Genomic DNA, 26,295 nt, shown 5'->3' with positions numbered 1-26,295 from the left:
ATCATGGACTTTGAACTTACACCCCAGCAGGTCGAAATGCGCGACGCCGCCCGCAAGCTGGCGACCGAGGTCTTCCGGGGCAAGGCGGAGCGCTGGGACCGTAACGAGGAATTCCCGGAAGAGAACAAGAAGCTCCTGTGCGAGCTGGGCTATCTCGGGCTCAGCATCGACGAGGCTCATGGGGGCTCAGGGCTGGGGCTAGTCGACACCTACCTCGTGATCGAAGAGATCGCCAAGGTAGACCTGGCGACGGCGCTGATCGTTCATGAGCAGAACGTCTCGCCGCGCATTGTTGCCACCTGCGCGCCGGAACCGCTGCGCAATCGGCTCATGCCGAAGTTCATCAGCGGCGAGCTGGAGTGCAGCATTGCCTGGACAGAGCCGGAAGCCGGATCCGACGGCGCTGCCATCACAACGTCGGCAGTGCGGGATGGGGATGACTACGTTGTCAACGGGCAGAAGGTTTTTACGACATACGGCGACCGAGCGGACCTGCACTTAGTCTACGCCCGGTTCGAGCCCTCCAAGGGGGCCAGGGGTGTCGGCACGCTGCTGGTTGAAAAAGGCAGCCCAGGGCTACAGGTCCACAAGATCAAGCACAAGATGGGCGTGCGAGGCGCGAGCGAGAACGAGCTGTTCTTCGACAACGTGCGGGTGCCCGTCGGGAATGTGGTCACTATGGGTAGCGCGGAAAATTCGAAGGGCTTCGTGCAGACACTTGCCGTCTACAACGCGACGCGGGTCGGCATGGGTGTGATGGCGCTGGGCGTCGCGGAAGGCGCCTTCGAAATGGCGCGCGACTACATGATGGTTCGAAAGCAGTTTGGCCAGCGGCTTGCGGACATGCAGGGCTTACGATGGATGATGGCTGACATGTGGATCGAGATCGAGGCAGCACGCGGCCTTTGCTACCGCGCGTTGGCGGCTGTGGATGCCGGCAAGGCGGACCCGTGCCTGTCGTCGGTGGCCAAGGTCTACGCGACGGAGATGGCGCAGAAGGCGGTGATCAACTGCCAGCAGATGTTCGGCGGCTATGGCTACTTCGGGCTGTTGCCGCTCGAGCGCATGTTCCGCGACGTCCGCATGTTGACCATCACCGGCGGCACTACGCAGACGCAGAAGAACGCGATCGCCAATCACATTTTCCCCCGCTAAGGGCCGTCCTTTCCTCCTTCGCAAGGTATTCATGGCAGTCATTCCCATGCTCGAGGGCCGCACTCGGCTGCCCGTGATCTGTTCGCCCATGTTCCTCGTGTCTTTTCCCGAGCTGGTTAAGGCACAGTGCAAGGCCGGCCTAGTTGGTTCGTTTCCTGCCCTCAACGCACGCCCAGAGAGCGAGTTGGAACGATGGATCGTGGATATCCGGCAGGAGCTGGATGCATACCAGCGCGAACATCCCGGCCAGGTCGTCGCTCCGTTCGCCGTCAACCAGGTGCTGAGCCCGGGCAACGAGCGGGCTTACCGCGACGTTGAAACCTGCGTACGCCTGCAGGTGCCCATCACCATTACCAGTCTGCGCGCGCCGAACGAGGTGGTGCAGGAGATCCATCGCTACGGTGGCGTCATCCTGCACGACGTCGTGAACTTCCGCCATGCCATGAAGGCACTCGAAGCCGGCGTCGACGGACTTATCCTGGTGGCCGGAGGTGCAGGCGGGCATGCGGGGCGCATCAACCCGATCGCACTGGTTAACGAGATTCGCTCGGTGTATGACGGTCCGCTCGTGCTGTCAGGCGCAATCACCACCGGTTCCGGAATCCTTGCCGCCCAGGCCATGGGCGCCGACTATGCCTACATGGGCACGCGGTTCATCGCTACGCGCGAATCGCATGCGCGCGAGGAGTACAAGCAGGCGATCGTGCGCGGCAAGGCGGCGGACGTGATTTACACTGATTATTTCACGGGCGTGCACGGTAACTATCTGCGCGAGAGCATCTCTGCCGCCGGGCTGGACCCGGATTACCTCCCCGCGACTGAGGTCGCACGCACGGGTATGCCGCAGGTGGACACGCAAGGCGTCAAAGCATGGAAAGACATCTGGGGTGCGGGGCAGGGTATCGGCACCATCCAGGACGTGCCCGATGTAGCCGCTTTGGTCGACCGACTGGAGGCGGAGTACCGCTCCGCCAGGTCGCGACTGCTCTAGGGAACTTCTGCACGAATTCCTGCGTGATTTGATTGGGCGGGTTTGAAGCCTAGACAATACCTGCATGAAGCAAAGCAGCCTGGGCCTGAGCAATACTACCAAGCGCACACGCAAGCGCGAATTCCTCGATGCTATGGAACTGGTAGTCCCCTGGGCTGAACTGGTCTGTCTGATTGAGCCCTACGCACCCGAGAATGGGCGCCGGGGCCAGCAGCCGTTTGAATCGCCTTACATGGTCCGCCCAAGGAGAGTAAGCTTTTTGCGTTGTGATGGTCTGAAGGGTTTGCTGCCTTACATCCGGGCTGTTGGTGCAGTGGTCGCTGCTGCCCATGATGGCAATTCGCGGCTGGGGTTCCTATCTCCGGGATGTACTCAAGGTACTGGCGATTCATCGGAATTTCCCAACCCGGTTTGACCGTCATTTCATCAATACGCTTTGTGCAGGCTCTCCTTCAAATCAGCGTTGTAGTCTGGTGGTGCGCCGCGCTGACGGATCAGGCAGTCAGATGCAGGATCGTCCGAGCAATCGCGGCATCTTTGGAATCGCAGTCGATGTCACGGACAAACGAGCGATCGATCTTGACGATCTGAATCGGCAGATTGCGCAGCGAGGACAGGGAGGAGTACCCGGTGCCAAAGTCATCGATCGCGAAACAAACGCCCTGCTGGCGCAGCTCACGCATCTTCTCGATGGTGGCCTGGATGTTGTCCTGCAGGGAGCTCTCGGTGATTTCGAGCTTGAGTTTGTCGTCGCCTACCCCGTACTTATGGATGGCGTTGGAAGAGGATGCTCGGGGCAAACCTGTACAACACAACGGCTGATGGGGGCGCCGAATGCTGCAATGATTGTTTTGTTGGAGATCGAAGCAGTAGCCGCCCTAGCATTGGGCTCAACGGTGTTGATAGAGCCCTTGGCCGACACGAGATCCCACCCCTTAAAGGTGGGATTTGCGTTTCTGGGGTCCAATCTGCCCGTCACCCCCTCGGCAATCTGCGCCTTATCCTCATACAGCACGTTGCGCTGGGTATCTTTTCCGTTAAACCAGTCAGCGATACGGCCATTGCGGCGCGGGGTAGGCCGACTTCCTCAACGATGCCCGCCCGGCCCGCCATCTATCGCTGCTAAATCAACCTGCAAGCGAATAAAGTTGCGCCGGTCTATGTGCCCCACTCATCTTCATTTTTCCTTCCAGGGCGAACGCACAGCCTGACGCCACTATTCGCCGCCGGAACGTCACCTTGTCCAGCGGTCCTGCCAAGACCGCCTCGCTTAACGCTTGAAGTTCACTCAAGGTAAATTCTTCCGGTAGCCATCCTGTCTGAAAGCGCAGTTCACGAACTTCCCGCCGGGTTTCTTCCACTGCCTTGGCAACTAAACTGGCATGGTCAAAGGCCAAATCCGGTGCCTGCATCACATCGGTCACGTTTCTCCAGGCCAGCGCCTGCACCCGCTTGCCCGGTGTGGCACCCAGATCAGCTTGCACCAGGCTGCGGTAGACCACGCTCATGGCCCAGGGGGCGCGAGGATCTCGATCGGCGCCCCCTACCGCCGCGACCTGATCCAAGTTGGGCAAGCTCATGTTCAGGCGCTCTTGCGCCACCCGTTGTGCGGCAGCTTCCAGTGAGCCGTCCAGATCAATCCGCAATACGCCCCCAGGCAGCCCCCATTTGCCCTTGTAGGGCGCCCCCTCGCGATGGCTTAGCAACACATGCAGGCGATCTCCCACCACGCAGAGCACCACCAGCTCCACCCGCACGAACGGCATGGGGTGCTGCTTAGTCGGCGATCGATCAGACTCGATGATGCTTTTGAGGTGATGGGTTTTTTGCATAGTTGCATTATGCATTTAAGTCGCCTATAGTTAATTGCATGACGCAACTTAGAAAGAGCCGAGCATGAATGACTCAAATATGGCGTATGACCTCATCGGCGACATCCACGGCCACGCCACCAAGCTCGAAGCCCTGCTGCTGAAGATGGGCTACATGCCCTGCGGCCGCAGATACAAGGCACCGGCGGGGCGGCAGGCAATTTTTCTGGGTGATCTGATCGACCGCGGGCCTGAGCAAATGCGGGTGCTGGAGATCGCCCGCAGCATGATCGATTCTGGTGATGCCCGCGCGATCATGGGCAACCACGAGTTCAACGCGATCGGATTCGCCACCGCCGACCCTGCGGCCGAGGGCGAGTGTCTGCGTCCTAACCGCGGTGATTCCAGCAAGTGCCAAAAGAATCGATTGCGGCACGCCGAATTCCTGGCGCAGGTCGGCGAAGGCTCCAAGGAGCACATGGCCTGGGTGGAATGGTTCAAGACCCTCCCCCCATTCCTGGACCTCGGTGGCTTTCGGGCGGTACACGGCTGCTGGGACGATGAAGCAGTCCAGGTGCTCAAGGATGCTGGGTGGAACGATGGCCGTGCACTGGATGACAACCTTCTCATTGCCGCCTATGACGGAAGCTCCCGGATCAAGTGGGCGCGGGAACTGCTGACCTGCGGCCTGGAGCTCCCGTTGCCGGATGGTGGCTTCATTCTGGACAAGGCCGGCCACAGGCACCGCAACGTGCGGATCGCCAACTGGCGTGAATGGGCCAAGGAGATCCACGAGGTGGCGATCGTGCCCAAGGGCCAGGAAGAACAGCTCAAGGGGCTGGAGTGGCCCGCGGAACTGGTGATCAGTGCGATCGAGGGTTCTCCGATCTTCGTTGGCCACCACTGGTTCAGCGGCCATCCAGTGATCGAAAGCTCCAAGCTGGCTTGTCTGGACTGGTCAGCAGCGGCAAACGGTCCCCTGGTGGCCTACAGATGGGACGGCGAGGCCGAGCTTTCCAACGACAAGTTGGTCTGGATTCCGGTGGGCTGATCGAACTTTTGGAGGCAACCGATGGCAGAAATACCCAGTCCAAACAACGCCATCGTGTTCCCCGGCATGGTGGCGATACTCCAGCGCACCAGCTGGGGAGCCCACGACGACAAGCAGGTGGCAAACGGCAGCAGGTATTGATCTTTTAGGGGCGCAACATGGACGGCAAGATAGGGATACCTGAAAACGCGGTGGGGCGCGTGGGCATGTTGGCTTCTCTGCACGGGATTGCTGGAAGTCCAGATGGACGGCTGGCCATCGTTCGACATCCCGTAGGCTGGGTCCAGGCATTGTTGAATGCCCGAAATCCCGTGTTTGCATGGCAGGTTTTGCTGACAGCCGAGCCGGCCATGATCGACGGCCAGGCGCGCCAGGAAATCATAGTGGCGGACAAATGCCTTCGCCCGGTCAGCCAACTGGCCGTGGCTGACATGGAGCTTGTCGTTGCGCAGCAAGAGCAAGGTAATGTCGAAAAAGCTGTGCAACAGGTACGCGATTTGGTCGGTGACGAAGCGATGGAGTCACCTGTCTTTGAGCGGGCCATGCACCTGGCCTATGAAGGGGCGGTGTTGAACTTCGCCAACGAGGTGGTGGGCGTGGAACAGGTGCTACGCGAACTGGATTTTTCGCCTACGTCGGGTGGTTACGAAGACGTGTATGAGTGGCGGTCTGTCTTTGAAGGCGTTGAGATCAACATGTCCGCCTCCAAAGGCATGTTCAACGATTGGCGGTTTGTCGCTTACGCCCACAAGGTGCGTAGTTGGAACTGCCCGGAGGCGCTGGTGTTGAATGACTGGCCTCGGGGTCGAATGATTCAGGCCGTGCTGGAGTTATGGGAAAGCGTGTTCGGCAACCGGCTGATTCCGCAGCAACTGGAACTGGGCTGGGTGTACCGCCAGCATCAGCGCGACCTGCGGGCCTTGAAAGCTGGATTCCCTCATGCCGATTTGGACGGGGTAAGTTTCCGGCAGGCATTGCGCTGGTTGCGCCAGGCATATGCAGTGGATGACTGTCTGGTAGGGCCACCAATTGATGTCCAGGTGGCCTTAGAGATCAAGGACGGCCTCATGCGCCTGCGCACCGACAACCACGACCTGGGGCTCAAGGTAAACCGCGGCTGGGTGGATGCGATGACCTTGTCCTTGCGCCAGTTGTTGGCCCTCGCGCCGGCGGCTGTTCGTGGCCACTGGATCCGGCTGGTGGACCTGGGTGAGGCGGCTTTGGTTAACGGCAACCAGATTCAGAAATGGCCCGACTGAGCATAGTGGCGTGCCAACCTCCACCGCTGGCCTGGTTTCAGGGTTCAACCCTTACGTATCGATTCAAGGTGGCGCTTTTGCGGCTGAATGGTCTCATTGGTCATGCAGCGGCCTGTTAGCGTGTATTCCAAGACGCGACCATCCTTGATGGAAGATGTTGTTGCAGACAACTTTTTGACTGATGCACGTGGCGAACTGGCTTGATGAGATGCTTCTGCCAGACCGGTTGGAAGTGACGGTGCCGCTACCAAAGCAGTTTGCCACCTTCGATCCATTGGCGTAGTTCCGTATCTCGATTCCGGATGCTGAAAATGTCTTGTACATAGGCACCGTCAGAAAGAATGAATGGATACCGAGTGCTTCGACGGGCATATCTTCACAGGCGTCGCGAGCCATTTGTCTGACGATCGCGCACCCACGGTCTATCTGGCGAGCACCTCGGCCTTTTGGCAAGAGTGAACAGTTTCCCAAGTGTTGGCTGTCACCACTACTGTCACAAGCCCCTGCCGTGCGAATGGATAAGGGCGCCTGTATCCGCTGCGCGGGCTGAGGGTGATCGAGTCCAAGCCAAGTTGTGGGAGTGGCGGCGATCAGTCAAACAAACAACTGTGGATCGATCCAGGCCTTTGCTGGCCTGCACTACCGTGTTGTGATTTCAACCGGATACGAAGCAAGATTACAATTCGCTTTGCCAAAAGAAAACCGACCACTCCCTTCGGAATGGTCGGCGACCTTAGGCAATCGTCGCAGTTGTGGTGTGTCCCTAGGAAAGATCCCACTCCAGCTTTCTTGTGCAGCTCGCGATTATACACTTGTTTATGCGTTTTGCATCAAATTTGTGTATTTCAGTGCTGCATGGTTTTCACGCTCGAAAGGAGCGCCATGCCGTCTCATCAATATTCCCTCTCCCTTATCACTCATCAGGTCGAAAACGCCATCGTGCAGCAGCGCGCCGACGACGGCTACATCAATGCAACGGCATTGTGCGCAGCGGCTGGGAAACGCTGGCACAACTACGTGCGCAATGAGACCACGGGCAACTTCCTGAGGGCCTTAGAAGCCAAAACGCGAATTAGCGTTTCGCTTTTAATTCAACAACTTACGTCGTCAGAAGGTTTCACAAGCACTTGGGTTCACCCCAAAGTTGCAATTCATCTCGCGCAGTGGCTTTCTGCTGAGTTTGCAGTGCAGGTTTCTGAGTGGGTCTACGACTGGATGAATGGAGATCAGCAGCCTCGTGAGGCTAAGCTCCCCTATCACCTGCGCCGCCATATGCTGAACTTGGGCAAGATCCCAAACACTCACTTTTCAATCTTGCAAGAGATGACGAACACGCTGATCGCCCCACTTGAAGTGCGGGGGTACACGATGCCAGAAAAGTTAATGCCGGATATCTCCCAGGGCCGGATGTTCTGTAAGTTTTTGAGGGACGAACTTCGCATTGACACAGACTCGTTGTCGACCTACGTGCACGAGTTTGAGAATCGTCCGAGCGTCGAAGCCAAGCTCTATCCCATCGAGTTTCTTGTCGCGTTTCGCAACTACATCAACGATACCTGGATGCCGCAGCGCGCAGCGGGGTACTTCAAGGAGCGCGACCCAGGTGCACTACCCATGCTTGATCAACTACTACGTATCGCTCAGGCGCCTGCGTCAAACATGCCTGCAGTCCGGCGACTACCGAAAACCTGACAGGATCGCATTGCGCGGATAGTGAGGTTCGCCACATCACAACCGCCCATCGAGGCGGTTTTTTTGCGCCTGCGATTTGCGGGGCGGCATTCCCGAAATCGTCTTACATCCGCCCTTACATCAGACGAGCGAAAGACAAAAACAAAAAACCCTGCTACCGATGTGATAGCAGGGTTTCGTGTGCCCGTGCGGGCTAGTCTGGTGGGTCCTGAGTGACTCGAACACTCGACCTACGGATTAAGAGTCCGCTGCTCTACCAACTGAGCTAAGAACCCAAACTATTTAATCTTTCAGCATTGCTGCTGAGCCTCGAATTATGCACCATTTTTTCTGGTGCTGACAAGGCGGAACGAAAAAATTATTGCATGGCGTTGCGACTCGCCAGCTCCACAAACAGGCCGCTGTGGTCCAGCTGGCCCAGTCCGTGCTCGATGCCGTCCTTGTACAGCGCCTCGAACAGCGTGGTGATGGGGGCGTCGAAACCGATTTCACGGGCGGTGATCAGGGCGTTGTCCAGATCCTTGAGCTGCACCGTCATGCGCCCGCGTGGTGCAAAGTCGCGGTCCACCATGCGCTGGCCGTGCAACTGAAGAATCCGGCTGTCGGCAAAGCCGCCGCCGATGGCTTCCCGCACCTTGGCCATGTCGGCACCACCCTTGGCGGCAAACAGCAGTGCTTCTGCCACCGCACCGATGGTGATGCCCACGATCATCTGGTTGGCCAGCTTGGCCAGCTGGCCGGCACCATGGGGCCCCACATGGGTGGCGCGGCCAAAAATGGCGAAGAGGGGCTGTGCGCGCGCAAAATCCTGCGCCCGGCCGCCGGCCATGATGGCCAGCGTACCGTTCTCGGCGCCCACCGTGCCGCCGGACACTGGTGCATCGAGATGGGCCAGCCCCATTTCATCGAGGCGGGCCGCGTGGTCGCGGGCTTCCCGGGGCTGTATCGATGCCATGTCGATGAACAGGGTGCCCACACGCATGGCCTTTGCCGTGCCCATTGCGAACAGCACCTGGTCCACTGCGGGGCCGTTTTCCAGCAGGCTGATGACGAAGTCGGCGCTGCGGACTGCATCCGCAGGGGCGTCGTGCACCGTGGCGCCCACGGATGCCAGCGGATCGGCCTTGGCGCGGGTGCGGTTCCAGGCGTGCACCTGGTGGCCCGCCGCGCACAGGCGCCGGGCCATGGGCAGACCCATCATGCCAATGCCGAGAACAGCAATGCGAAGCGGTGTGGTGGTGGTCATGGGCGCATCCTTGGGCAGCTACTTTTGTGCCGCCATCATGGTCTTTTTCGCTGACGCTCCCTGTCAGCGAGCTTGCAGTGCCGCCTTGCACGCGCCCGCCGCGTGGCCTACATCAGCAGATGTTCGCCCGCATTGTCGCCACCCAGGATCACATAGTTCACCTTGCGCACGTCCATCAGCCGGGTGCCGCCCGCGTAGCTGATGGAGCTTTGCACGTCCTGCTCCATCTCGATCAGCGTCTCGGCCAGCTTGCCCTTGATGGGTTCCAGGATGCGCTTGCCTTCCACGTGCTTGTATTCACCCTTGTTGAAATCGCTGGCCGAGCCGTAGTACTCCTTGAAAAGCTCGCCGTCCACCTCCACGGTCTTGCCGGGTGATTCTTCGTGGCCCGCGAACAGCGAGCCGATCATCACCATGGTGGCGCCAAAGCGGATGCTCTTGGCGATGTCGCCATGGCTGCGGATGCCGCCGTCGGCGATGATGGGCTTGGTGGCCACGCGCGCGCACCACTTGAGCGCGCTCAGCTGCCAGCCGCCGGTGCCAAAGCCCGTCTTGAGCTTGGTGATGCACACCTTGCCTGGGCCCACGCCCACCTTGGTGGCATCGGCGCCCCAGTTCTCCAGGTCGATGATGGCTTCGGGCGTGGCCACGTTGCCGGCGATCACAAAGGCCCGGGGCAGTTTTTCCTTGAGGTAGCCGATCATGGCCTTCACCGTGTCGGCATGGCCGTGGGCGATGTCGATGGTGATGTATTCGGGGCACAGCCCCTCGGCCGCCAGCTGGTCCACGGTGTCGTAATCGGGTTTTTTGACGCCCAGCGAGATCGATGCGTAGCAACCCTTGGCGTGCATGTCGCGCACGAACTGCAGGTTGTCCAGATCAAACCGGTGCATGACATAGAAGTAGCCGTTCTGTGCCATCCATGTGCAGATCTTTTCGTCCACTACCGTCTTCATGTTGGCCGGCACCACCGGGATGCGGAATGAGCGGCCGCCCAGTTCCACGCTGGCGTCGCATTCCGAGCGGCTTTCCACGCGGCATTTGCGCGGCAGCAAAAGAACGTTGTCGTAGTCGAAGATTTCCATGAGATTCCAAGCTCCTGTGAAAGGGTCGCGGCGGAAGGATTTCCGGCGCGATGGGCGCTTGGCTTGAAAACCGGCTTCGTGGGTGCTGGCGTGGTGGCTGCACCGGGCCCTGCGGTGCGCAGGCACAAAAAACCGGGCTGCAAGAAACTTGGGCCCGGTGATTGATTCTACCCGCGCGCGGGATTTCCGTCATGGCCCTGCTGGCCGCCCGGCTGCGCCCCGCAGTGCGACTGCGCCGCAGCCACAACCCGCCCTTGCGCATCCTGCACCCAGCCCACCACGCGCAGGCGTTCGGGCCGGGCGCCTTCGGGGATGCGCATGGGGCGTGCCTCCATCCAGCGCTTTGGGTCTGCTGGTGATGGCTGCTCGCGCTGATTCCATAGGCCCTGGAGCAGGTTACGGGCAATATTCCGGGCCACGGGCGAGCCCTCGGTACCTGCAGGCACGGTTTCCACCAGCAGTAGGAAAAAGCGCCACGGGGCCGATGGCGCGTTGCGCCCAGCGGCCGCCCGCACCGGCGTGAATGCGATGGAGGTGCCCAGGTAGTCGTTGACGGCCATGCCATGCGCCACGCGCAGCCGCCCAGAGGATGCGCCCGCTACCGGTGCGGTGTGCACATCGGTGGTGGCAGGCACCTGGCGCCCGAGCGCCTGCAAACGGCCCAGGGCATCCGCGCTGGCGGCGGCCGACAGCGGTGCATCGTCGCCCAGGGTGCCGGGCACGATCCAGTCCAGCACCAGCGCGCCCGAACCGGGCGCCGGCGTGGCGGGATCACTCCAGCAGGCCTCGCAGTCGGCGCTGATGAAGCGTTCAAACAAGGCCATGGGGGGCGGTGCGCCGTCGCTGCTGCAACTGGCCTGCGCCGCCAGCGGGGGGCTGTGCAGTGCCAGCAGGGCGGTCAGGGTGACGGCCAGGTTTCTCATGGATGGGCGGGGTGCTTTCTACAATGGCCCCATGTTCCCACAAGACCCGTTTTCCGGCGCGCCAGAACCTCTGGTGCCCCCACACGCCGGTGCGGCCCCGGCCGCATCACCCCTCCTGGCCAACCTGAACGACGAGCAACTGGCTGCCGTCACGCTGCCCGCAGGCCATGCGCTCATCCTGGCGGGGGCGGGCTCGGGCAAGACCCGGGTGCTGACCACCCGCATCGCCTGGCTGCTGCAAAACGGCTACGCCACGCCCGGCGGCATCTTGGCCGTGACCTTCACCAACAAGGCCGCCAAGGAGATGGTGGCGCGCCTGTCGGCCATGCTGCCCGTCAACGTGCGCGGCATGTGGATCGGCACCTTCCACGGCCTGTGCAACCGGCTGCTGCGCGCGCACCACAAGGCGGCGGGGCTGCCGCAGTCGTTCCAGATCCTCGACACGCAAGACCAGCTCTCGGCCATCAAGCGCCTGTGCAAGCAGCACAACGTGGACGATGAGCGCTTTCCGCCCAAGCAGCTGGCCTATTTCATTGCCAACTGCAAGGAAGAAGGCCTGCGCCCCGGCGACGTGCAGACAAATGACAGCGATGCGCGCCGCAAGGTCGAGATCTACCAGCTGTACGAAGAACAATGCCAGCGCGAAGGCGTGGTGGACTTTGGCGAGCTGATGCTGCGCTCTTACGAGCTGCTGCGCGACAATGACCCCATACGCGAGCACTACCAGCGCCGCTTCCAGCACATCCTGGTCGATGAGTTCCAGGACACCAACAGGCTGCAGTACGCCTGGCTCAAGCAACTGGCGGGCAACGAGGTGGATGGGCGCTATGAAGCGCGCGGCAGCGTGATCGCCGTGGGCGACGACGACCAGAGCATCTACGCCTTCCGCGGCGCGCGCGTGGGCAACATGACCGACTTCGTGCGCGAATTCGATGTAAAGCAGCAAATCAAGCTGGAGCAGAACTACCGCAGCTACAGCAACATCCTCGACTCGGCCAACGCCCTCATCAGCCACAACAGCCGCCGCCTGGGCAAGAACCTGCGCACCACGCAGGGCGCCGGCGAGCCCGTGCGCGTGTACGAGGCCAGCTCCGACCTGGCCGAGGCGCAGTGGATGGTGGACGAGATCAAGCAGCTGGTGCGCAACGACGGCTTTGAGCGCAAGGAAATCGCCGTGCTCTACCGCAGCAATGCACAAAGCCGGGTGATCGAATCGGCGCTGTTCAATGCCAGCGTGCCCTACCGCGTGTACGGCGGCCTGCGGTTTTTCGAGCGCGCCGAAATCAAGCACGCGCTGGCCTACCTGCGCCTCTTGGAGAACCCGCACGACGACACCAGCTTCACGCGCGTGGTCAACTTTCCGCCGCGGGGCATTGGTGTGCGCAGCATCGAGGTGCTGCAGGACGCGGCCCGCGCCGCGGGCTGCTCGCTGCATGACGCGGTGAGCGCCGTGCCCGGCAAGGCGGGCGCCAACCTGGGCGCGTTTGTGGCCATGGTGGACGTGCTGCGCGAGCAGACCCAGGGCCTGAACCTGCGCGGCATCATCGAGCAGATGCTCGAATCCACGGGGCTGGTGGAGCACTTCCGCACCGAGAAGGAAGGCGCGGACCGCATCGAAAATCTGGAAGAACTCGTCAACGCCGCCGAGAGCTTTGTCACGCAGGAAGGCTTTGGCCGCGATGCGGTGGCCTTGCCGCTGGACGAGCATGGCACGCCGCTCACCCAAAGTGCCGTGAGCCAAGGGCTGGACCCGAATGCGCCAGTGCTCGACGAACCCCTGAAACCCCCCGTGCCCGGCATGGTGGATGCCGACACCGGCGAAACCCTCTCGCCCCTGGCCGCGTTCCTGACCCATGCCGCTCTCGAAGCGGGCGACAACCAGGCCCAGGCCGGGCAGGACGCCGTGCAGCTCATGACCGTGCACGCCAGCAAGGGCCTGGAGTTTGACGGCGTGTTCATCGGCGGCATGGAGGAGGGCCTGTTCCCCCACGAGAACTCCGCCAGTGACCGTGATGGCCTGGAGGAAGAGCGCCGCCTGATGTACGTGGCCATCACCCGCGCGCGCAAGCGCCTGTACCTGAGCCACTCGCAGACGCGTATGCTGCATGGCCAGACGCGCTACAACATCAAGAGCCGCTTTTTCGACGAACTGCCCGAGGGCGCCCTCAAGTGGATCACGCCCAGGCAGCAGGGTTTTGGCTCGTATGCTCCCAATTCAGGAGCTGGAGGCACCTATCCAGCCAGTGCCAGAAACTCATTGGGTTTCAAGCCAGAAACCTTCGCCAGCCCACCGGTGCCGGTGCAGAAAGCCGCGCCTTCGCATGGCCTGCGCGCGGGCACCAACGTGTTCCACACCAAGTTCGGCGAAGGCAAGGTGCTGGCCATCGAAGGCCAGGGCGACGACGCGCGCGCGCAGGTCAATTTTCCGCGCCACGGCACCAAGTGGCTGGCGCTGTCGGTGGCCAAGCTGACGGTGGTGGAGTGAACCCCGTTGCCCACGATGGAGCACCTATGACCGATAAAAACGCATCTGCAACGAGATCCCGACGCCGTCGCGGCGCCTCGCACGGCAGCTCGGCGCGCCACCTCGTCAGCCCGGCGCAGTGGCGGGAGAGCATGACCATCGGCGCGCCGCCTTCGCCGCGTATCTTTGCGATTGCCGGCTTTCAGGCCGCGCTGGCGGTGTTGCTAGCCATCGTGGCCACGTATTTCTCGCCCTGGCCCCAGCTGGTGGGTTTTGCCTCGCTGGGCGCGCTGGCGGCCCTGTTCGGGCGCTTTGCCACGGTGGAGCGGCGCATGCGCATCGTTGTGATCTGCGCGCTGCTGCTGGCGCTGGGGGTGCTGGTGCCTTCGCTCGCATCGTGGGCGGGCGCGCCACCGTGGATGATGGCGTTCGCGCTGGCCCTGGTGGCCGGCGCGGCCACCGTAGCGGTGTCGTGGTGGGGGCTGGGCGGTCCCGGGGCGGTGATCATCGTGTTTGCCGCCGGGGCGGCCTACCACCCCGTGGGCAGTGGCGCAGAGGTTCTGGCCCGGGTGCTGGCTACCCTGGCCGGCGGCGTGGTGGCCGTGTTGACCTGTCTGGTGACCGACCGGTGGCGTGCCCCTGAACTCAAGGCGCTGCGCTTGCCGCCCGCACATGTGGCCCCCTGGTCGCACCAGTGGATTGCCGCCGGGCGTATCACGGCCTGCGCCGCACTGGCCGCCTGGATCGCCTATATGGCCGGCTGGCAGCACCCGGCATGGGCGGCGATCGGTGCGGTGTCGGTGTTGCAGGGCGGGCACCTGCACATCACCATGAACCGCGCGCTGCAGCGCATGGCGGGCACCATCGTGGGCTCGTTCATTGTCTGGGCCATGCTGGCGCAGCAACCCTCGTTCTGGATGGTGGTGGCGGCCATCGTGGTGTTCCAGTTTCTGACCGAGGTGGTCATTGGCTACAACTACGCCCTGGGCCAGATCACCGTGACGCCCATGGCGCTGCTCATGACCTACCTGGCATCGCCGGCCGTGGCCGCGAGCATGCCGGTCGAGCGCGTGCTGGACACCATTCTGGGCGCGGCGCTGGGCATCGTGTTTGCCGTGATTTTCTCCAGCGTGGACGACCGGGTGTACCTGCATGAGCACCGCAGCAAGAATGCAGCCGGGCGCTGATAGCAGGGGCTGCATTGCACGCCAAGCAGGACGTTGGATGCAAAGAACGCAGCGATCAGCACAATAGCGGCAGGCGTTCAAAGCGGGTCGGCCCAGTGCCGTGCATTCTGGCTGCGGTGCTGTTATGGCCGCTCAAGCGCTGTGCATGGGCTTGCCATCAAAGTGCCTTGCAAGCGTCACGAAGTTGTCGTGAAGGGTTCTTACGCTCCAGTGGTTTTGCAACCCACAACCCAAGGAACCCCGATGAACCACCGCGTGGATGCGCCCGAACAGGCGATTGACTTCAACAACGAAAACTCCAACACCTCTGCAAACCCTACGTTTGATGCCGTGCTGGGCGCCCGTCTGTCGCGCCGTGGTTTGCTGCGTGGCAGCGTGGGTACGGTGGGCACAGCCGTGCTCGGTGGTTTTGGCGTGACGGCCTGTGGCGGCAGCGATGATCCCATTGCAGAAGCCAAGCTGCTGGGCTTCGGCGCTGTACCCAAGAGCCTGGCCGACACGGTGGCTGTGCCCGCAGGCTATACCGCCAGCGTGCTGTTTGCACTGGGCGACCCCCTGGCCGCAGGCGTTGCCGCCTACAAGAACGACGGCACCGATGGTGATTTCGACAAGCGTGCCGGTGACCACCATGACGGCATGGAGTGGTTTGGCCTGGGTGCCGACGGCAAGCGCAACGACAGCGCCACCGAGCGCGGTCTGCTGGCCATCAACCACGAAGCCACCACGGACGAAAAGCTGTCGTCCTTCTTCCTGCATGCCAATGGCGGCACCTCGACTCTGCCACGCCCTGCGGCTGAAGTGGACAAGGAAACCGATATCCACGGCATCGCCGTGATCGAAGTGGCCAAGACGGCGGACAAGTGGGGCTATGTGCCCGCCTCTGCGCTGAATTTCCGCCTGACTTCCCTGAGCCCCATCGAAATTGCCGGCCCCGCCCGTGGCCACGCGCAACTGGTCACCAAGTACTCGACCGACGGCACCAGGACCCGTGGCACGCTGAACAACTGCGGTACCGGCAAGACGCCGTGGGGCACGTTCCTGACCGGCGAGGAAAACTGGTTTGGCTACTTCACCCGCAGCGCGACCGACGACGCAGCGCGTGGCAACGACAAGAGCGTCACGTCGCTCAAGCGCTATGGCCGCAGCCAGGGTGCCGCATCGCGCCACGGCTGGGAAACGGGCGGTATCGACGACAAATACCAGCGCTGGAACAACAGCAAGACCGGTGTGTCGGCCAATGGCAGCGATGACTATCGCAACGAGATGAACGGCATGGGTTACATCGTCGAAATCGACGCCTATGACAAGACCCGCCTGGCCAAGAAGCGCACCGCGCTGGGCCGCTTTGCACACGAGAGCGCAGCGTTTGGCAAGGTGGAAGCCGGCAAGCCGCTGACCGTCTACATGGGCGACGATTCGCGCGGCGAATACATCTACAAGTTTGTCTCCACCGCGCTGTGGAGCGCGGCCGATGCCAACGCCGCCGACCGCATGGCCGTGGGTGACAAGTACATGGACAGCGGTAAGCTCTATGTGGCCAAGTTCAACGCCGATGGCACGGGCACCTGGATCGAACTCGCGCTGACCAATACGGCAATTTCGGGTTACACCACCTACAGCTTTGCCGATGCGGCAGACATCGCCATCAACACCCGCCTAGCTGCCGACGCCGTGGGCGCCACCAAGATGGATCGTCCAGAGTGGAACGCCGTGAACCCCGCCAACGGCGAGATCTACTTCACGCTGACCAACAACAGCAACCGCAGCATCAACCCCGCCAGCGGTCAGTACCTGCCCGACGCTGCCAATCCCCGTGCCTACACCGACATGAAGGGCACCAGCGCGCAGAACGGCAACCCCAACGGTCACCTGGTGCGCCTGAAGGAAGGCTCTTCGGTCTCCAGCTTCAGCTGGGACGTGTACCTGTTCGGCGCGGAATCCGGTGCGGACAAGGCATTGGTCAATATCTCGGCATTGACTGCAGACCAGGACTTCTCCAGCCCCGACGGCCTGGTGTTCAGCAAGGCTACCGGCATCTGCTGGATCCAGACCGACGACGGCGCCTACACCGATGTCACCAACTGCATGATGCTGGCCGCCGTGCCCGGCAGCGTGGGCGACGGCGCCAAGAAGACGCTGAGCTACACCAAGGCCGATGGCAGCAAGCTGGACATCATCACGCCCGTGGGCAAGGCCGCCACGGAGAACACCCTCAAGCGTTTCCTGGTCGGCCCCAAGGGCTGCGAGATCACCGGCCTGACCGAAACGCCGGACGGCAAGGCGATCTTCGTGAACATCCAGCACCCGGGCGAAACTACCAAGATGGCCGATGTGGCCGATCCGACCAAGTACACCAGCCAGTGGCCGTCCAACGCTGGCTATGGTGCAGGCAAACGCCCCCGCTCGGCCACCATCGTCATCACCAAGAATGACGGCGGCAAGATCGGCACCTGAGCGATTGCAACTTCATCCCCTGCCGGCCCGCCGGCCTGGGGTTGCCAGATGGCTGGCAACTCCGGGTCGGTGGGCCTTTTTACTGTGGCGCGGGCGCTGGCAAGCGCCCGGTAGGGGCTCGGAGGTGCGAGGTGACACGCGCGTGGTCGTCACGGAGCGTGGGTTTCCCCGCAGAGATGGGTGCTACGTGAAGCGCGCCGCAATATTTGAAGCCGCGCCGCTGCGATAAATAAAAGTCAGTGTACTTTTGCCAAGCGCAAAGGAATTGCAGAAAACTAAGACAGTCGGCTGCAACAGACCAGGTCAACCGCCTTTACGCTTCGCCCTGGACATACGTCAGGGCCGGGGCCTGTCCCTCGATCGCGCCGTCGCGCACGAAGACACGCTGGCCCACCGTTGCGGCGCCACGGGCGTGGATCACACCGCCACCGGGCAGCGTGATGGTGGCCACGCTGCCATTGATGGCGGTGACATCGCCCACTTCCAGCGGGCGCGCGGGCATGAGCGCCATGAATTCGCGGTAGAGGTTAGACATGGGTTTCGATCTCCACGGTTTGGCGCAGGCGCGGAAGGCTCCAGTCGATGGCGGTTTTTCGCACGATGCCCAGCACCGGGGTGTCGCCCAGGTAGCGCAAGAACTTGCCGGGCGTGATGACGCCGGTTTCTGGCAACACCTGCATGCTGAGCGTGACGCGCTGCTGCTTGCCGGTGTCCGAGATCTCAGCGATGCCGCGCTGGCGGTGGGCGTCCGCATGGGTGATGAGGGCGTGGTTGACCGGTGGCGCCAGCACGTTGCCTGCCGTGCCTGCCCGCGTGAAGGGGCCGAACACACCCGCGCCCACACCGCCGATGTACACGCGGTTGTAGGCGGGTTTCTCGATGTATTGAATGCCCTCGACCTCGGCGGCATTGGCCGGTATCTCGAGATCGGGTGCGATGGTGCCCCACTGCCAGGGTGCCAGCGGGTAGCGCGGCAGCACGCGCAGCGTGGCGGCGGTGGCGTGGGGCTGCACATAGCCGCCCACGGCACCCGCAATGTCGTTGATGGCGTCGATGTAGCTGCCTTGCATGGCCCAGGCGCCAGCGGGCACCAGCCAGTCCGCCAGGCCCCACTCCACCGTCCAGCCCAGGGGTACGCCGTTGACCGTGAGCACGTCGGCCATGAGCTGCTGCGCTGTGCGGTCCGACGTGTTCTGAAAGGACTGCCGTGGCGCCTCGTCGGAGCCCAGCACTGATGCCTTGCCCCGCCCGGAGACGGCCCAGCGTGTGCCGCCAAAGCGCCGGTCGCGGCCGGTGCGCTCCAGGCGCAGCCTAAAAGGCACACTGTTGACCAGCACAGCCAGCTCTGCGGGGTCGCCAGCGGCATCGCGGCCCAGGTGGGCGGCCGCGTCGTTGTGCAGCGAGGCGCTCCAGGACCAGGTCCACGATTGATAGTCGAGCGACATGCTGAACCCGTAGGCGCGCAGCTCGGCGCCGGTGTCAACGCGGTGCAGGGTGATGGTGTTGATCGTCACATAAACCTTTCTGACAGGCACCACCACCGTGGCGCCGGGTTCAGGGTCTGGCCCAGTGCCATGCCGCTCGCACACAAAAACCAGCCCTGCGCCGCCCGTCCACGGGTCGGCAAAAAGCAGGTGGCCGCTGGGCAGGTAGCAAGGGTCAAACGGCGGCACGGTAGGCGCCAACACGCTGCGGCCGGCGCCGGGGCGCATGGCCTGCTGAAACGGCCCCTGCCAGCCGATGCCGGCACGCTGGCCGGTCTGGACCTTGCCGGTGTTGCCGGCCTGCAGGTGGCGCAGCGCCTCTTGCCATGCCTGGGCAAGCGTCTGCCGGCGGTCGCGCAGCCCGTCCTGGTGGGGCAGGCCCAGGGGCGCGCCGTGGGCGGGGGTGCCTTGCTGCTGGCCGGTGCGCAGGCTGATGCGCGCGGAGCGGCTGGCGTCCTGGTGCGGGGCGGTCGTGGGGGGTGTGCCCAGCCGGGCAGCACCCTCGAACAGCGCGCGGCGGAAGGCCGCATAGCGCTGCGCCTCGGTGTGGGGCATGGCGGCGCTGCCCGCCGTGGGTGTGCCCGGCGTCCAGCGGGTTTGCATGCCCGCCGGTGACGCTCCCGTGCGCTGCATTGGGCTCTGTATGCCGCCCTCGCCGTGCGTGGCGATCTGCCAGGGCTGGAGCACCTGCCCAACGGTGGGGCGCGCGGCCCGGCTGACGTAGGTTGCTGCCGCGCGCAGGGTGATCGAGGGCAAGGCGCCGGTGAATGCCAGTGCGCGGATGTCGCGCAGGCGTGCCCGCAGGGTGAGCGCGGGCAGTGCGCCGTGGAGCGTGGCGCTGGCGGGGGGCACGACCGCCACATCGGTGGCGCCAAACACCAGGTCGGCCGGCGAACCCGCCAGCGGGGGGCTGGAAAAGAGCAGGTCTGCCGATGCCATGCTCAGCCCAGCACGCCGCTGGCCAGCGAGGTTTCGCCACCCTCGAACAGCACCAGGCCGGCGGCGCCGCCCGCGCTAAGCCACAGCTCGCCGGGGCCGTCGGGGGCACTCACATCGCAGTCGAGCACGGTGTCGCCCGCGCCGTTGACGATGCGCGCCCACACTGCGGTGTCGCTGATTAAGTTGAGCTGGGCGGCGCCGGGCAAGAGCGTGAGTTGCCCGGCGTCGAGTGTGGCGCTGGGCTTGAGCAAGGGCAGCTCCACGATCAGCGCGCTGGCGGGCGCGTCGGTGATGGCGGGGCGTACACCGCCGTACACGCGCACGCGGGCCACACCCGCGCCGGTGTCAAGGTGGGCGGCCAGCGCGGCCAGGCGCGCATCATTGGCGGCTGCGGCCAGGGCAATGGTCATGAGGGCATGATCTCCGGCGTGATGTTGTCGGCGATGACGGCGCGGTAGTTGCGCAGGTGGTCGTAGGCGGCAACGGTGTACTGCTGCAACTCATCCACGTACTGGAAGTCGTAGGCACCGGTGGTGGGGTCGCTCCACTGCTCGCGGATCACCATGCCATCGCGCTCGCGCCCCAGGCGCACGCGGCGGTACACGGGGGCGTCGGGCGTGCCTTTTTCCTTGACGGTGCCGCGCACCCGGCCTCGGCCGCCAAAGTACATGTCGCGCAGCGTGCCGTTGTGGTTTTGCAAGGTGACGCCCGTGGTGGCGGGCAGGCCAGGAGCCGCCGCCGACTGTGGGATGGTGGACGCGCGCGCCTGTGCCGCCCCGGTTCCGCTGGGCACAAGCGCGCCCTGCCGCACCTCCAGCACCTGCACGGCGCTGCCATAGCAAAATATCCCCGCCGTCAGATTGGTGTAGACGGTGTCCGCCGCTGTCGTATAACACAAGACCCCGCCCACGGAGATAGAAAACGCCCCGCCCGCCGTGCGGCTGGCGCGCAGCAGGTATGTGGACCCTATCACGAACGCGGGCAGGGGGCCGGTATAGGCGGCGCTTAAATTGGGCGCTTGCTCAACGCCATTCAACCACCGCGCCACCATCCAGGTCGTGTTGTCCAGGCCCGTCAGACGGTAGCCATTGGCCGTCGCGTCGCCCAGGAAGAACCCGAAGTGCTTTCGGTTGCCGGGGTCCGAGACGAATTTCACCTCCATCTCGACAAACGCGTCCACCGACGTGTCCAGCGCCGGGAGCATGTTGAGTTTGGTGAAGTTTTGCTGCACGCCACCGCTCACGTTGAGCGCTTGCGCCGCCGAATCCCAGGTGACACTGTTGCTGCCCAGCGTGTTGGTGTACTGGCCCGCCGGGTCGCTGGCAAAGGTCTCGGTGGCAGCGACGACACCGACGGTCGTGGACGTGGTGGTGGTGGCCCGTGGTCCGGGAAACAAGATGCCCGCCCACGCGACCACCGTAGTCCAGGCACTGCCGTCGCTGGACCGCATCAGGGTGGCGCTCTCGATAAACCCCGCCTGCACCGCGCCCGACCCGAACACCGCAGCGGTAATGTCCACGTCCACGCCAAAATCCCAGGTCAGGCCGAACCCCGATGCGGCGTAGCTGGCGCGCGGCCATGTGACATCGGATGACAAAAGCCCATCCTGGAGGTCGGCCACGGCCCCGGTAGCGGGGGCGATAGTACAGGTGAGCGGGGCGGCACCGTCTGCCCGCCCCGCCGAATCGTGCAATTGCACCTCGCTCAAAACGAGGTCGCCCATACCCCAGGAGTCCACCCCGCACAGGCGCCAATAGCGTGCTGCAGCCACGGCTTATCTCCAAGGGCCGGTGATGTCGAAAAACACCGCGCCGTAATACGTGCTTGTGGTGCCCCACGAATTGCCGCTCGCCCCCACACGCAGCGCGCGCAGGGTGCGGCCCGCCAGCACGGGGTCGGTCGGGGCCACCGTGTCCCCGGTAACGAAGGCGTCTTGCGCGTTCTGCGGGACGTGGTGGACGCCAGGAAACGTGCCGCGCAAACCGCCACCCGACTGCACGAGCAGCTTGCAGAAAAGCAGTCCGTTGTCCGCGTTGTTGGGGTACGCGAACGGGCCATAGGCTGGATTTCCAGAGTAGGCGTCGCCGTTGCTGATGTGCATTGCACCCACATGCACCGCCCCGACAGACCCGCCGAGCGCATTGGACGCCCTGGCAATGTACGCATTGGCGCCGGCCTTGCTGCTGTAGCCAAGGCACTCCGCGATAGAGGCGGTATCCGTTCGGTCGCCAGCATTGCACGCCAGCGCGCAGCCGTAGGCGTCGCCGGACTTGTTGGAAACAAAGTCTCCGAACTGGTGCACGGTGTAATTGGTGCTGTAGCCGCCCGGTGCCACGCACAGGAAAAACGCGCGGCTGTCCCCCGCCACAAACCAGGGCCGTGCGGTGGCGTTGGCCTGCCAGCTTTTGCTCCAATACCCCCCGCCAGAGATTTGGGAGGCCAGAGGGAACGGCGCCACCCCCGTGTTGGCGTCGGTCATGGCCTCGTAGCCCACCACGCGGGCGTTGGTGGTGCCGGAATCGTCCACGCGCAGCAGCATGCCGGTGGATGCCACATCGGACGCCTTGTAGGCCGCGATGTTGGTGGCGGTGAACGCCTTGGCCCAGCCCAACGGCGCCAGCTTGATGCTGATGGTGCCGGTGGCCGTGCCATCGGCCTCGGTGGTGGCCCACGCCACGCTGTTGCTGGCCGTGCTGGTCACGCGCTGCTCGCCATTGAGCCCGGCCGGCGTGGCGCCGGCCACCAAAATGATCGAGTCCTTGGCCGCTGCGGGCGCTGCGGGCAGCGTGGCCGTGGCGATGCCGCCGCTGATGACCACGGACGTTGCTGTCTGCAGGCCAAAGCCGTTGAGCAGGCAGGCATCGAGCACGGCGATGAGCGCGCCGGCCGTGCCGGACAGCACGGGTGCGCCGGGCATGGCGCTGTGGAAATGTTTGACGGGAAAGGTCGCCATGTTGCTGGGCTCCTGGGATTAAGGGCGGTTCACATCGCCGCGCACGAGCACGGCGAACTGGTCGTTGATGACGGTTTCGGGGCCTTGCTGGATGGTGCGGACCATCCACACCGGGAACAGCGCGCCCACGGTGTTAAATCGCAGCACGTTGCCGGCCGTCCAGCCCGCGCCCCAGCCGGTGGCCTTGAGCGTGAAATAGGGGCTGCCCGTGGCGGGGTTGACGGGCGCGCAGTCGGTGGCGGTGTTGCCGCTGGCGATGACGCCGACATGCTCGCCGATCACGTCAAACGCCGTGGTGTTGGTAAAGCGCACGGCCCAGCGCTCGGTGCTGGCGCCGGCGTTGGTGACGACGAGGGGGGCCAGGATGTCGTTGTAGGTGGCCACGGCGGCGGCGCCCGTCACCGCGTCCGCCCAGGTGGCACTGTCCCAGGTGGCCTGGTCGAACAGCACCGAAACGCGGGCCTGGAGGTCGCCCACCATGAGGGCGCTGGAGACGTGGGAGCCGGGCACCGGGTAGGTGTGCGTGAGGGCGCGGGTAAAGCTGATCTCGCCGCTGATCTGCACATCGCGCACCATGGCCATGTCCTCGATGCGGTGCTCGATGGTGACGGGCTGGCTGTAGCCGGTCACGTCGCTGAAGGTGACAGTTCCTGCCTCCAGGTCGGCGGTGTAGCCCGCGTTGATGACCGTACCGTCGGCCCCGATGACGCGCACCCGCGACAGCCGCACGCGGCCGCAGTCGATGGTCTGCGCGTTGGCCACCGTGGCGGTGACCTTGCCGGTGTGGCCCACCACGGCGAAGCCGCCGGGGCGAAAGATCGGCACGCGCCCATCACTGGGCAGTCGCACCGGGTCGATGCCGAGCAGGTCGGCATCCAACGGCAGGTAGCTGTAGGCCACGGCGTTGTAGCGCAGGCTGCCCAGCATGGCCAGGTCGGCCGGCATGCTGGTGAGCCCGGCAATGCCCAACGCCGACAGGTCCACGTTCATGGCGGCCGGGCCGTTGGGGTCCACAAAAAACAGGCGCACCAGGCCAAACTCGTAATCGACCAGGCCCTTGACGCGCGTGCCGTCGATCTTGCCGTCCACCCCGGCGGTGAGGTTGAACGTGGTGCCGTCCTGCAGGGTGCCCAGCACCGACAGGCTGCCGGGCCGCAGGGGCGCGGTCGCGGTGCGAAACACCGTCTGAAAAGCCGTGAACGGCGAGGCAACGCCCTCGGCGGGCGGCACCAGCAGGCCGCGCCAATCCTGCACCGTGGACGCTGCGCCCGCAGTCCAATCGACCATGGTTACCCGGCCAATGGTGCTTGCGACAGAGCCCACCTGGGTGCCACCCCCGGTGGTGGGCGATGGGTTTGCCATGAGCGTGTCACCGGACATCTGCAGGTAGGTGTCGGCCCCCAGCCTGAAGCCGGCGCCACGCAGCACGCGGTTGGGAAGCATGGAGGTGCTGATGCGCAGTTCGCTGGCGATGCCGCCCACGGAGTCGGCATTGGGCGTGGTGTTGGCGTAGTAAATCGTGGTGGACTGGTCCAGCGACGCCGCCGTGCTGGAGCTTTTGGTGCCGGAGTAAAACACCCAGAACGTATAAGACGTTGTGTAGTAACTGTACGTGTTGATCCTCGGACCCGTGCCTACCGGGGCGAGGTTGGTAGGGACGGCAAGCGTGAAGGCGCCGGTGGTGTAGGTGATCGTGCCGCACTCCACCGGCGCCGCCGAGTAGATGCTGGGGACTATGTAGAGTTTGCCGCCCCGGTCGTAAACACTCCACACCTCTGCGGAGTCCTGTTGCCCCGACTGGTAACCGCTGTATATCTCCCAAGTGTAGGTGCGCCCAACGATGACCGAAAAGCGCACGCTGCCGGGGGTGATGTTGGTGGCGCCAATGCTGCCAGAACTCAGGTTCACCACGGCAGACATGCCGGTGTTGATGGTGGTGTCCAACAGCAGCGGCGTGCCCGGTGGGGGCAGCACGTTGGGGCTGATGCGCACCACGCCGGCCGAGTAGTCGATGGTGCCGGTGGCGTCGCCGGTCAGGTTGCCCAGGCCGTCGTCGGTGGCGGTCTTGGTGCCGTTGTAGCTCCAGCCCACGGTGGCCGAGCCGGGGGCGATGGCCTTGCTGCCGCTTTCTTCGCTCATCAGGCCATCGGTGTTGATGGGGATGTATGCCTTGCCGCCGTTGAGCAGCGGCGCGTTGGGGGCAGGGTATTGCTGCAGCGCAGAGTAGGACTGCACCACCAGGGCGCTGCCCACGTCGGGCAAGGCGCCCAGGGTGACGACCACCGAGCCCGTGGTGTGGTTGACCGTGCCGGCGCCGTGGGTGGAGTCGTTGCCTGCGAGGCGGCCGCTGCCATCGTCGCGCAGGGTGTACCAGCGGCCTTGCGCCAGATAGGCGATGTTGGTGGTGCCCGGCAGCGGCGGCGTGCCCAGGGTAAAGGCGTAGCTCAGGCTGCGGCCCTCGACGGTGATGGGCACGATGGATTGCTCCGACACCATTTCGGGCAGTTCAGCGGGCGTGAACGTGACTTGGTGCGTGCCTGTCGCTGCGCCAAAAACGGCGGTGGTCAGCGCGGCGATGCCGTTGCCGTAATCCACGGTGCCCACCTGTGCGCCGGCGTTGACCAGGGTGCCACCCAAGTCCGTCAGGGTGATGCCATCGCGCACGATGGTCAGCGAGCCGGGGTAAATGGGGGCGCCCACGTGCATCTGCTGGGTGGTGGTGAAGCCGAGCGTGAGCGTGCGGGTGAGCGGCCCGCCGGTGGCGGCCAGCGCCGCCGACAGGCCATTCATGCGGATGTCGCTGAGCGGCGTTTCGGTCTGCGCGCTGGGCACAAGTTGGGTATAGACCGATGCGCCTTTGATGGTGAAGTCGCCCAGCGCGGCGGCCTGCGTGAGTGGCACCACGCCGGTGTAGGAGCCGGCGTCGGCCACCACGGTGTCGCGCACCTTGGTGCCCGTGGAAAGGCGCTTGAAATAGCGCGATGCGGGCGAGCCGGGCATGTCGGCACGCAAGGAATCACTGAGGTCCAGTGTGACGATGTTGGCCTTGTAGTCGCCTTGATCGTCGGTGAAGGTGCGCTCCACCGATGCGACTTTTGTCGCGCGAACATACTGCTCTTTCTGATCGCCAGCGCCCTCGTTGGCGGTGAGGACCAGGGTCCTGCCGACAGTGGGCAGGGCCTCGCTGGTGCGCTGGAATATCTGAATCACGCGCTGGCCGGCGATGTGGTTTTCGTACAAGTAGCCCGCCCATTCAGGGCCCTTGTTCAGATACGCCTCCACCCGTGACTGTGCGGCGTCGCGGCGGTCGAAAACGTCCTCCGTCGAAAAAAGCGTGACGCTGACGTTCGGGTCGCTCGGCGGCTCGGCCACGATGACGTTGGCGCCTAGATAGGCGTCGGTGTCGGCCGTCTGCACCGACACATGGACCTTGCGCAGATTGACGCGGCCACCGGCGCGGTCGAGTTCGCTGATGTCGGGGAAGATGGCGTTGGAGGCCGCATCGACGATGACGGTGGACGTGGGGGCGCCGCCGCCCTCGGGCACGTCGGCCATGGTCTGGCTGGCTACGAGCTTGATGTCGCCGGTGAGGATGGGCATG

19 protein-coding genes, 1 tRNA gene and 1 pseudogene are annotated in these 26,295 nt (G+C 63.9%); 9 read left to right on the top strand and 12 right to left on the bottom strand.

Annotated features, from left to right (window positions below; translation table 11 throughout):
* Nucleotides 1-3 precede the first annotated feature (3 nt).
* The 3 genes and pseudogenes from AC1RDS_RS03225 to AC1RDS_RS03215 form a co-directional block, all read left to right on the top strand.
* On the top strand, nucleotides 4-1,155 hold the full coding sequence (locus AC1RDS_RS03225) for an acyl-CoA dehydrogenase family protein (protein ID WP_492226669.1): 1,152 nt from the start codon (nucleotides 4-6) through the stop codon (nucleotides 1,153-1,155).
* Between the two features lie 31 nt (nucleotides 1,156-1,186).
* A complete protein-coding gene (locus AC1RDS_RS03220; protein ID WP_492226668.1) occupies nucleotides 1,187-2,146 on the top strand; it encodes an NAD(P)H-dependent flavin oxidoreductase in 960 nt (319 codons plus the stop codon).
* A 64-nt stretch (nucleotides 2,147-2,210) separates the two neighbouring features.
* A pseudogene (locus tag AC1RDS_RS03215) lies at nucleotides 2,211-2,387 on the top strand (IS5/IS1182 family transposase); the annotation flags it as partial.
* 253 nt (nucleotides 2,388-2,640) lie between these two features.
* On the opposite strand, the gene AC1RDS_RS03210 reads toward AC1RDS_RS03215, so the two are convergent.
* Both AC1RDS_RS03210 and AC1RDS_RS03205 read right to left on the bottom strand, forming a co-directional pair.
* Nucleotides 2,641-2,982, bottom strand: a complete 342-nt coding sequence (locus AC1RDS_RS03210) for an EAL domain-containing protein (protein WP_492226694.1) — start codon at nucleotides 2,980-2,982, stop codon at nucleotides 2,641-2,643.
* A gap of 291 nt (nucleotides 2,983-3,273) precedes the next feature.
* Nucleotides 3,274-3,978: an NUDIX hydrolase gene (locus AC1RDS_RS03205; protein WP_492226667.1), complete on the bottom strand. Its 705-nt coding sequence runs from the start codon at nucleotides 3,976-3,978 to the stop codon at nucleotides 3,274-3,276.
* A gap of 79 nt (nucleotides 3,979-4,057) precedes the next feature.
* Between AC1RDS_RS03205 and AC1RDS_RS03200 the strand changes: the two genes are divergently transcribed.
* The 3 genes from AC1RDS_RS03200 to AC1RDS_RS03190 all read left to right on the top strand — a co-directional run bounded on the left by AC1RDS_RS03200 (nucleotide 4,058) and on the right by AC1RDS_RS03190 (nucleotide 7,959).
* Complete coding sequence (locus tag AC1RDS_RS03200) at nucleotides 4,058-5,008, top strand: metallophosphoesterase (protein ID WP_492226666.1); 951 nt, start codon at nucleotides 4,058-4,060, stop codon at nucleotides 5,006-5,008.
* A 158-nt stretch (nucleotides 5,009-5,166) separates the two neighbouring features.
* The gene (locus AC1RDS_RS03195) at nucleotides 5,167-6,267 is read left to right on the top strand and encodes a hypothetical protein (protein ID WP_492226665.1); all 1,101 of its coding nucleotides are present in this window, start codon (nucleotides 5,167-5,169) and stop codon (nucleotides 6,265-6,267) included.
* 855 nt (nucleotides 6,268-7,122) lie between these two features.
* Nucleotides 7,123-7,959, top strand: a complete 837-nt coding sequence (locus AC1RDS_RS03190) for a KilA-N domain-containing protein (RefSeq protein ID WP_492226664.1) — start codon at nucleotides 7,123-7,125, stop codon at nucleotides 7,957-7,959.
* 199 nt (nucleotides 7,960-8,158) lie between these two features.
* Here the strand turns inward: AC1RDS_RS03190 and AC1RDS_RS03185 are convergent.
* The 4 genes from AC1RDS_RS03185 to AC1RDS_RS03170 all read right to left on the bottom strand — a co-directional run bounded on the left by AC1RDS_RS03185 (nucleotide 8,159) and on the right by AC1RDS_RS03170 (nucleotide 11,213).
* A tRNA-Lys gene (locus AC1RDS_RS03185) sits at nucleotides 8,159-8,234 on the bottom strand.
* Nucleotides 8,235-8,317: 83 nt separating this feature from the next.
* Entirely contained in the window at nucleotides 8,318-9,205 is an 888-nt protein-coding gene (locus tag AC1RDS_RS03180; RefSeq protein ID WP_092697193.1) for an NAD(P)-dependent oxidoreductase, read from the bottom strand.
* A gap of 107 nt (nucleotides 9,206-9,312) precedes the next feature.
* Nucleotides 9,313-10,290 (bottom strand): GMP reductase, encoded by a 978-nt coding sequence (locus AC1RDS_RS03175; protein WP_287875590.1) that lies wholly within the window; start codon nucleotides 10,288-10,290, stop codon nucleotides 9,313-9,315.
* A gap of 167 nt (nucleotides 10,291-10,457) precedes the next feature.
* Nucleotides 10,458-11,213 carry a hypothetical protein gene (locus AC1RDS_RS03170; protein WP_348683100.1) on the bottom strand — a complete coding sequence of 252 codons (756 nt, stop codon included), beginning with the start codon at nucleotides 11,211-11,213 and terminating at the stop codon, nucleotides 10,458-10,460.
* Nucleotides 11,214-11,244: 31 nt separating this feature from the next.
* Between AC1RDS_RS03170 and AC1RDS_RS03165 the strand changes: the two genes are divergently transcribed.
* From AC1RDS_RS03165 to AC1RDS_RS03155, 3 genes are all read left to right on the top strand, one after another.
* The gene (locus AC1RDS_RS03165; RefSeq protein ID WP_348683102.1) at nucleotides 11,245-13,698 is read left to right on the top strand and encodes a UvrD-helicase domain-containing protein; all 2,454 of its coding nucleotides are present in this window, start codon (nucleotides 11,245-11,247) and stop codon (nucleotides 13,696-13,698) included.
* A gap of 26 nt (nucleotides 13,699-13,724) precedes the next feature.
* Complete coding sequence (locus AC1RDS_RS03160) at nucleotides 13,725-14,864, top strand: FUSC family protein (RefSeq protein WP_348683104.1); 1,140 nt, start codon at nucleotides 13,725-13,727, stop codon at nucleotides 14,862-14,864.
* Between the two features lie 243 nt (nucleotides 14,865-15,107).
* Nucleotides 15,108-17,318, top strand: coding sequence for a PhoX family protein (locus tag AC1RDS_RS03155; RefSeq protein WP_348683106.1), 2,211 nt, complete (start codon nucleotides 15,108-15,110; stop codon nucleotides 17,316-17,318).
* 313 nt (nucleotides 17,319-17,631) lie between these two features.
* Here AC1RDS_RS03155 and AC1RDS_RS03150 read toward each other — a convergent pair whose 3' ends face one another.
* Genes AC1RDS_RS03150 through AC1RDS_RS03125 form a run of 6 tightly spaced genes read right to left on the bottom strand, consistent with a single transcriptional unit; the run spans nucleotide 17,632 to nucleotide 26,294 of the window.
* Entirely contained in the window at nucleotides 17,632-17,853 is a 222-nt protein-coding gene (locus AC1RDS_RS03150) for a hypothetical protein (RefSeq protein WP_348683107.1), read from the bottom strand.
* A complete protein-coding gene (locus AC1RDS_RS03145; RefSeq protein ID WP_348683109.1) occupies nucleotides 17,846-19,741 on the bottom strand; it encodes a hypothetical protein in 1,896 nt (631 codons plus the stop codon). Before AC1RDS_RS03145 ends, AC1RDS_RS03150 begins: the two co-directional genes overlap by 8 nt.
* Nucleotides 19,742-19,743: 2 nt before the next feature.
* Nucleotides 19,744-20,151, bottom strand: coding sequence for a hypothetical protein (locus AC1RDS_RS03140; RefSeq protein WP_348683110.1), 408 nt, complete (start codon nucleotides 20,149-20,151; stop codon nucleotides 19,744-19,746).
* The gene (locus tag AC1RDS_RS03135) at nucleotides 20,148-21,512 is read right to left on the bottom strand and encodes a hypothetical protein (protein WP_348683112.1); all 1,365 of its coding nucleotides are present in this window, start codon (nucleotides 21,510-21,512) and stop codon (nucleotides 20,148-20,150) included. The genes AC1RDS_RS03140 and AC1RDS_RS03135 overlap by 4 nt, the downstream gene beginning before the upstream one ends.
* A 3-nt stretch (nucleotides 21,513-21,515) precedes the next feature.
* Complete coding sequence (locus AC1RDS_RS03130; protein WP_348683114.1) at nucleotides 21,516-22,694, bottom strand: hypothetical protein; 1,179 nt, start codon at nucleotides 22,692-22,694, stop codon at nucleotides 21,516-21,518.
* 18 nt (nucleotides 22,695-22,712) lie between these two features.
* Entirely contained in the window at nucleotides 22,713-26,294 is a 3,582-nt protein-coding gene (locus AC1RDS_RS03125) for a hypothetical protein (protein ID WP_348683116.1), read from the bottom strand.
* Nucleotide 26,295 lies beyond the last annotated feature (1 nt).

The organism is Acidovorax sp. GW823-FHT02H02 (assembly GCF_058797075.1).
Note: the sequence above shows the minus strand (reverse complement) of the source record. Positions and strands in the feature narration are given on the sequence as shown.

Coding starts and splice junctions, on each gene's coding strand:
- AC1RDS_RS03225 (WP_492226669.1), top strand. CDS start 4: ATGGACTTTGAACTTACACCCCAGCAGGTCGAAATGCGCGACGCCGCC.
- AC1RDS_RS03220 (WP_492226668.1), top strand. CDS start 1,187: ATGGCAGTCATTCCCATGCTCGAGGGCCGCACTCGGCTGCCCGTGATC.
- AC1RDS_RS03205 (WP_492226667.1), bottom strand. CDS start 3,978: ATGCAAAAAACCCATCACCTCAAAAGCATCATCGAGTCTGATCGATCG.
- AC1RDS_RS03200 (WP_492226666.1), top strand. CDS start 4,058: ATGGCGTATGACCTCATCGGCGACATCCACGGCCACGCCACCAAGCTC.
- AC1RDS_RS03195 (WP_492226665.1), top strand. CDS start 5,167: ATGGACGGCAAGATAGGGATACCTGAAAACGCGGTGGGGCGCGTGGGC.
- AC1RDS_RS03190 (WP_492226664.1), top strand. CDS start 7,123: ATGGTTTTCACGCTCGAAAGGAGCGCCATGCCGTCTCATCAATATTCC.
- AC1RDS_RS03180 (WP_092697193.1), bottom strand. CDS start 9,205: ATGACCACCACCACACCGCTTCGCATTGCTGTTCTCGGCATTGGCATG.
- AC1RDS_RS03175 (WP_287875590.1), bottom strand. CDS start 10,290: ATGGAAATCTTCGACTACGACAACGTTCTTTTGCTGCCGCGCAAATGC.
- AC1RDS_RS03170 (WP_348683100.1), bottom strand. CDS start 11,213: ATGAGAAACCTGGCCGTCACCCTGACCGCCCTGCTGGCACTGCACAGC.
- AC1RDS_RS03165 (WP_348683102.1), top strand. CDS start 11,245: ATGTTCCCACAAGACCCGTTTTCCGGCGCGCCAGAACCTCTGGTGCCC.
- AC1RDS_RS03160 (WP_348683104.1), top strand. CDS start 13,725: ATGACCGATAAAAACGCATCTGCAACGAGATCCCGACGCCGTCGCGGC.
- AC1RDS_RS03155 (WP_348683106.1), top strand. CDS start 15,108: ATGAACCACCGCGTGGATGCGCCCGAACAGGCGATTGACTTCAACAAC.
- AC1RDS_RS03150 (WP_348683107.1), bottom strand. CDS start 17,853: ATGTCTAACCTCTACCGCGAATTCATGGCGCTCATGCCCGCGCGCCCG.
- AC1RDS_RS03145 (WP_348683109.1), bottom strand. CDS start 19,741: ATGGCATCGGCAGACCTGCTCTTTTCCAGCCCCCCGCTGGCGGGTTCG.
- AC1RDS_RS03140 (WP_348683110.1), bottom strand. CDS start 20,151: ATGACCATTGCCCTGGCCGCAGCCGCCAATGATGCGCGCCTGGCCGCG.
- AC1RDS_RS03130 (WP_348683114.1), bottom strand. CDS start 22,694: ATGGCGACCTTTCCCGTCAAACATTTCCACAGCGCCATGCCCGGCGCA.
- AC1RDS_RS03125 (WP_348683116.1), bottom strand. CDS start 26,294: ATGCCCATCCTCACCGGCGACATCAAGCTCGTAGCCAGCCAGACCATG.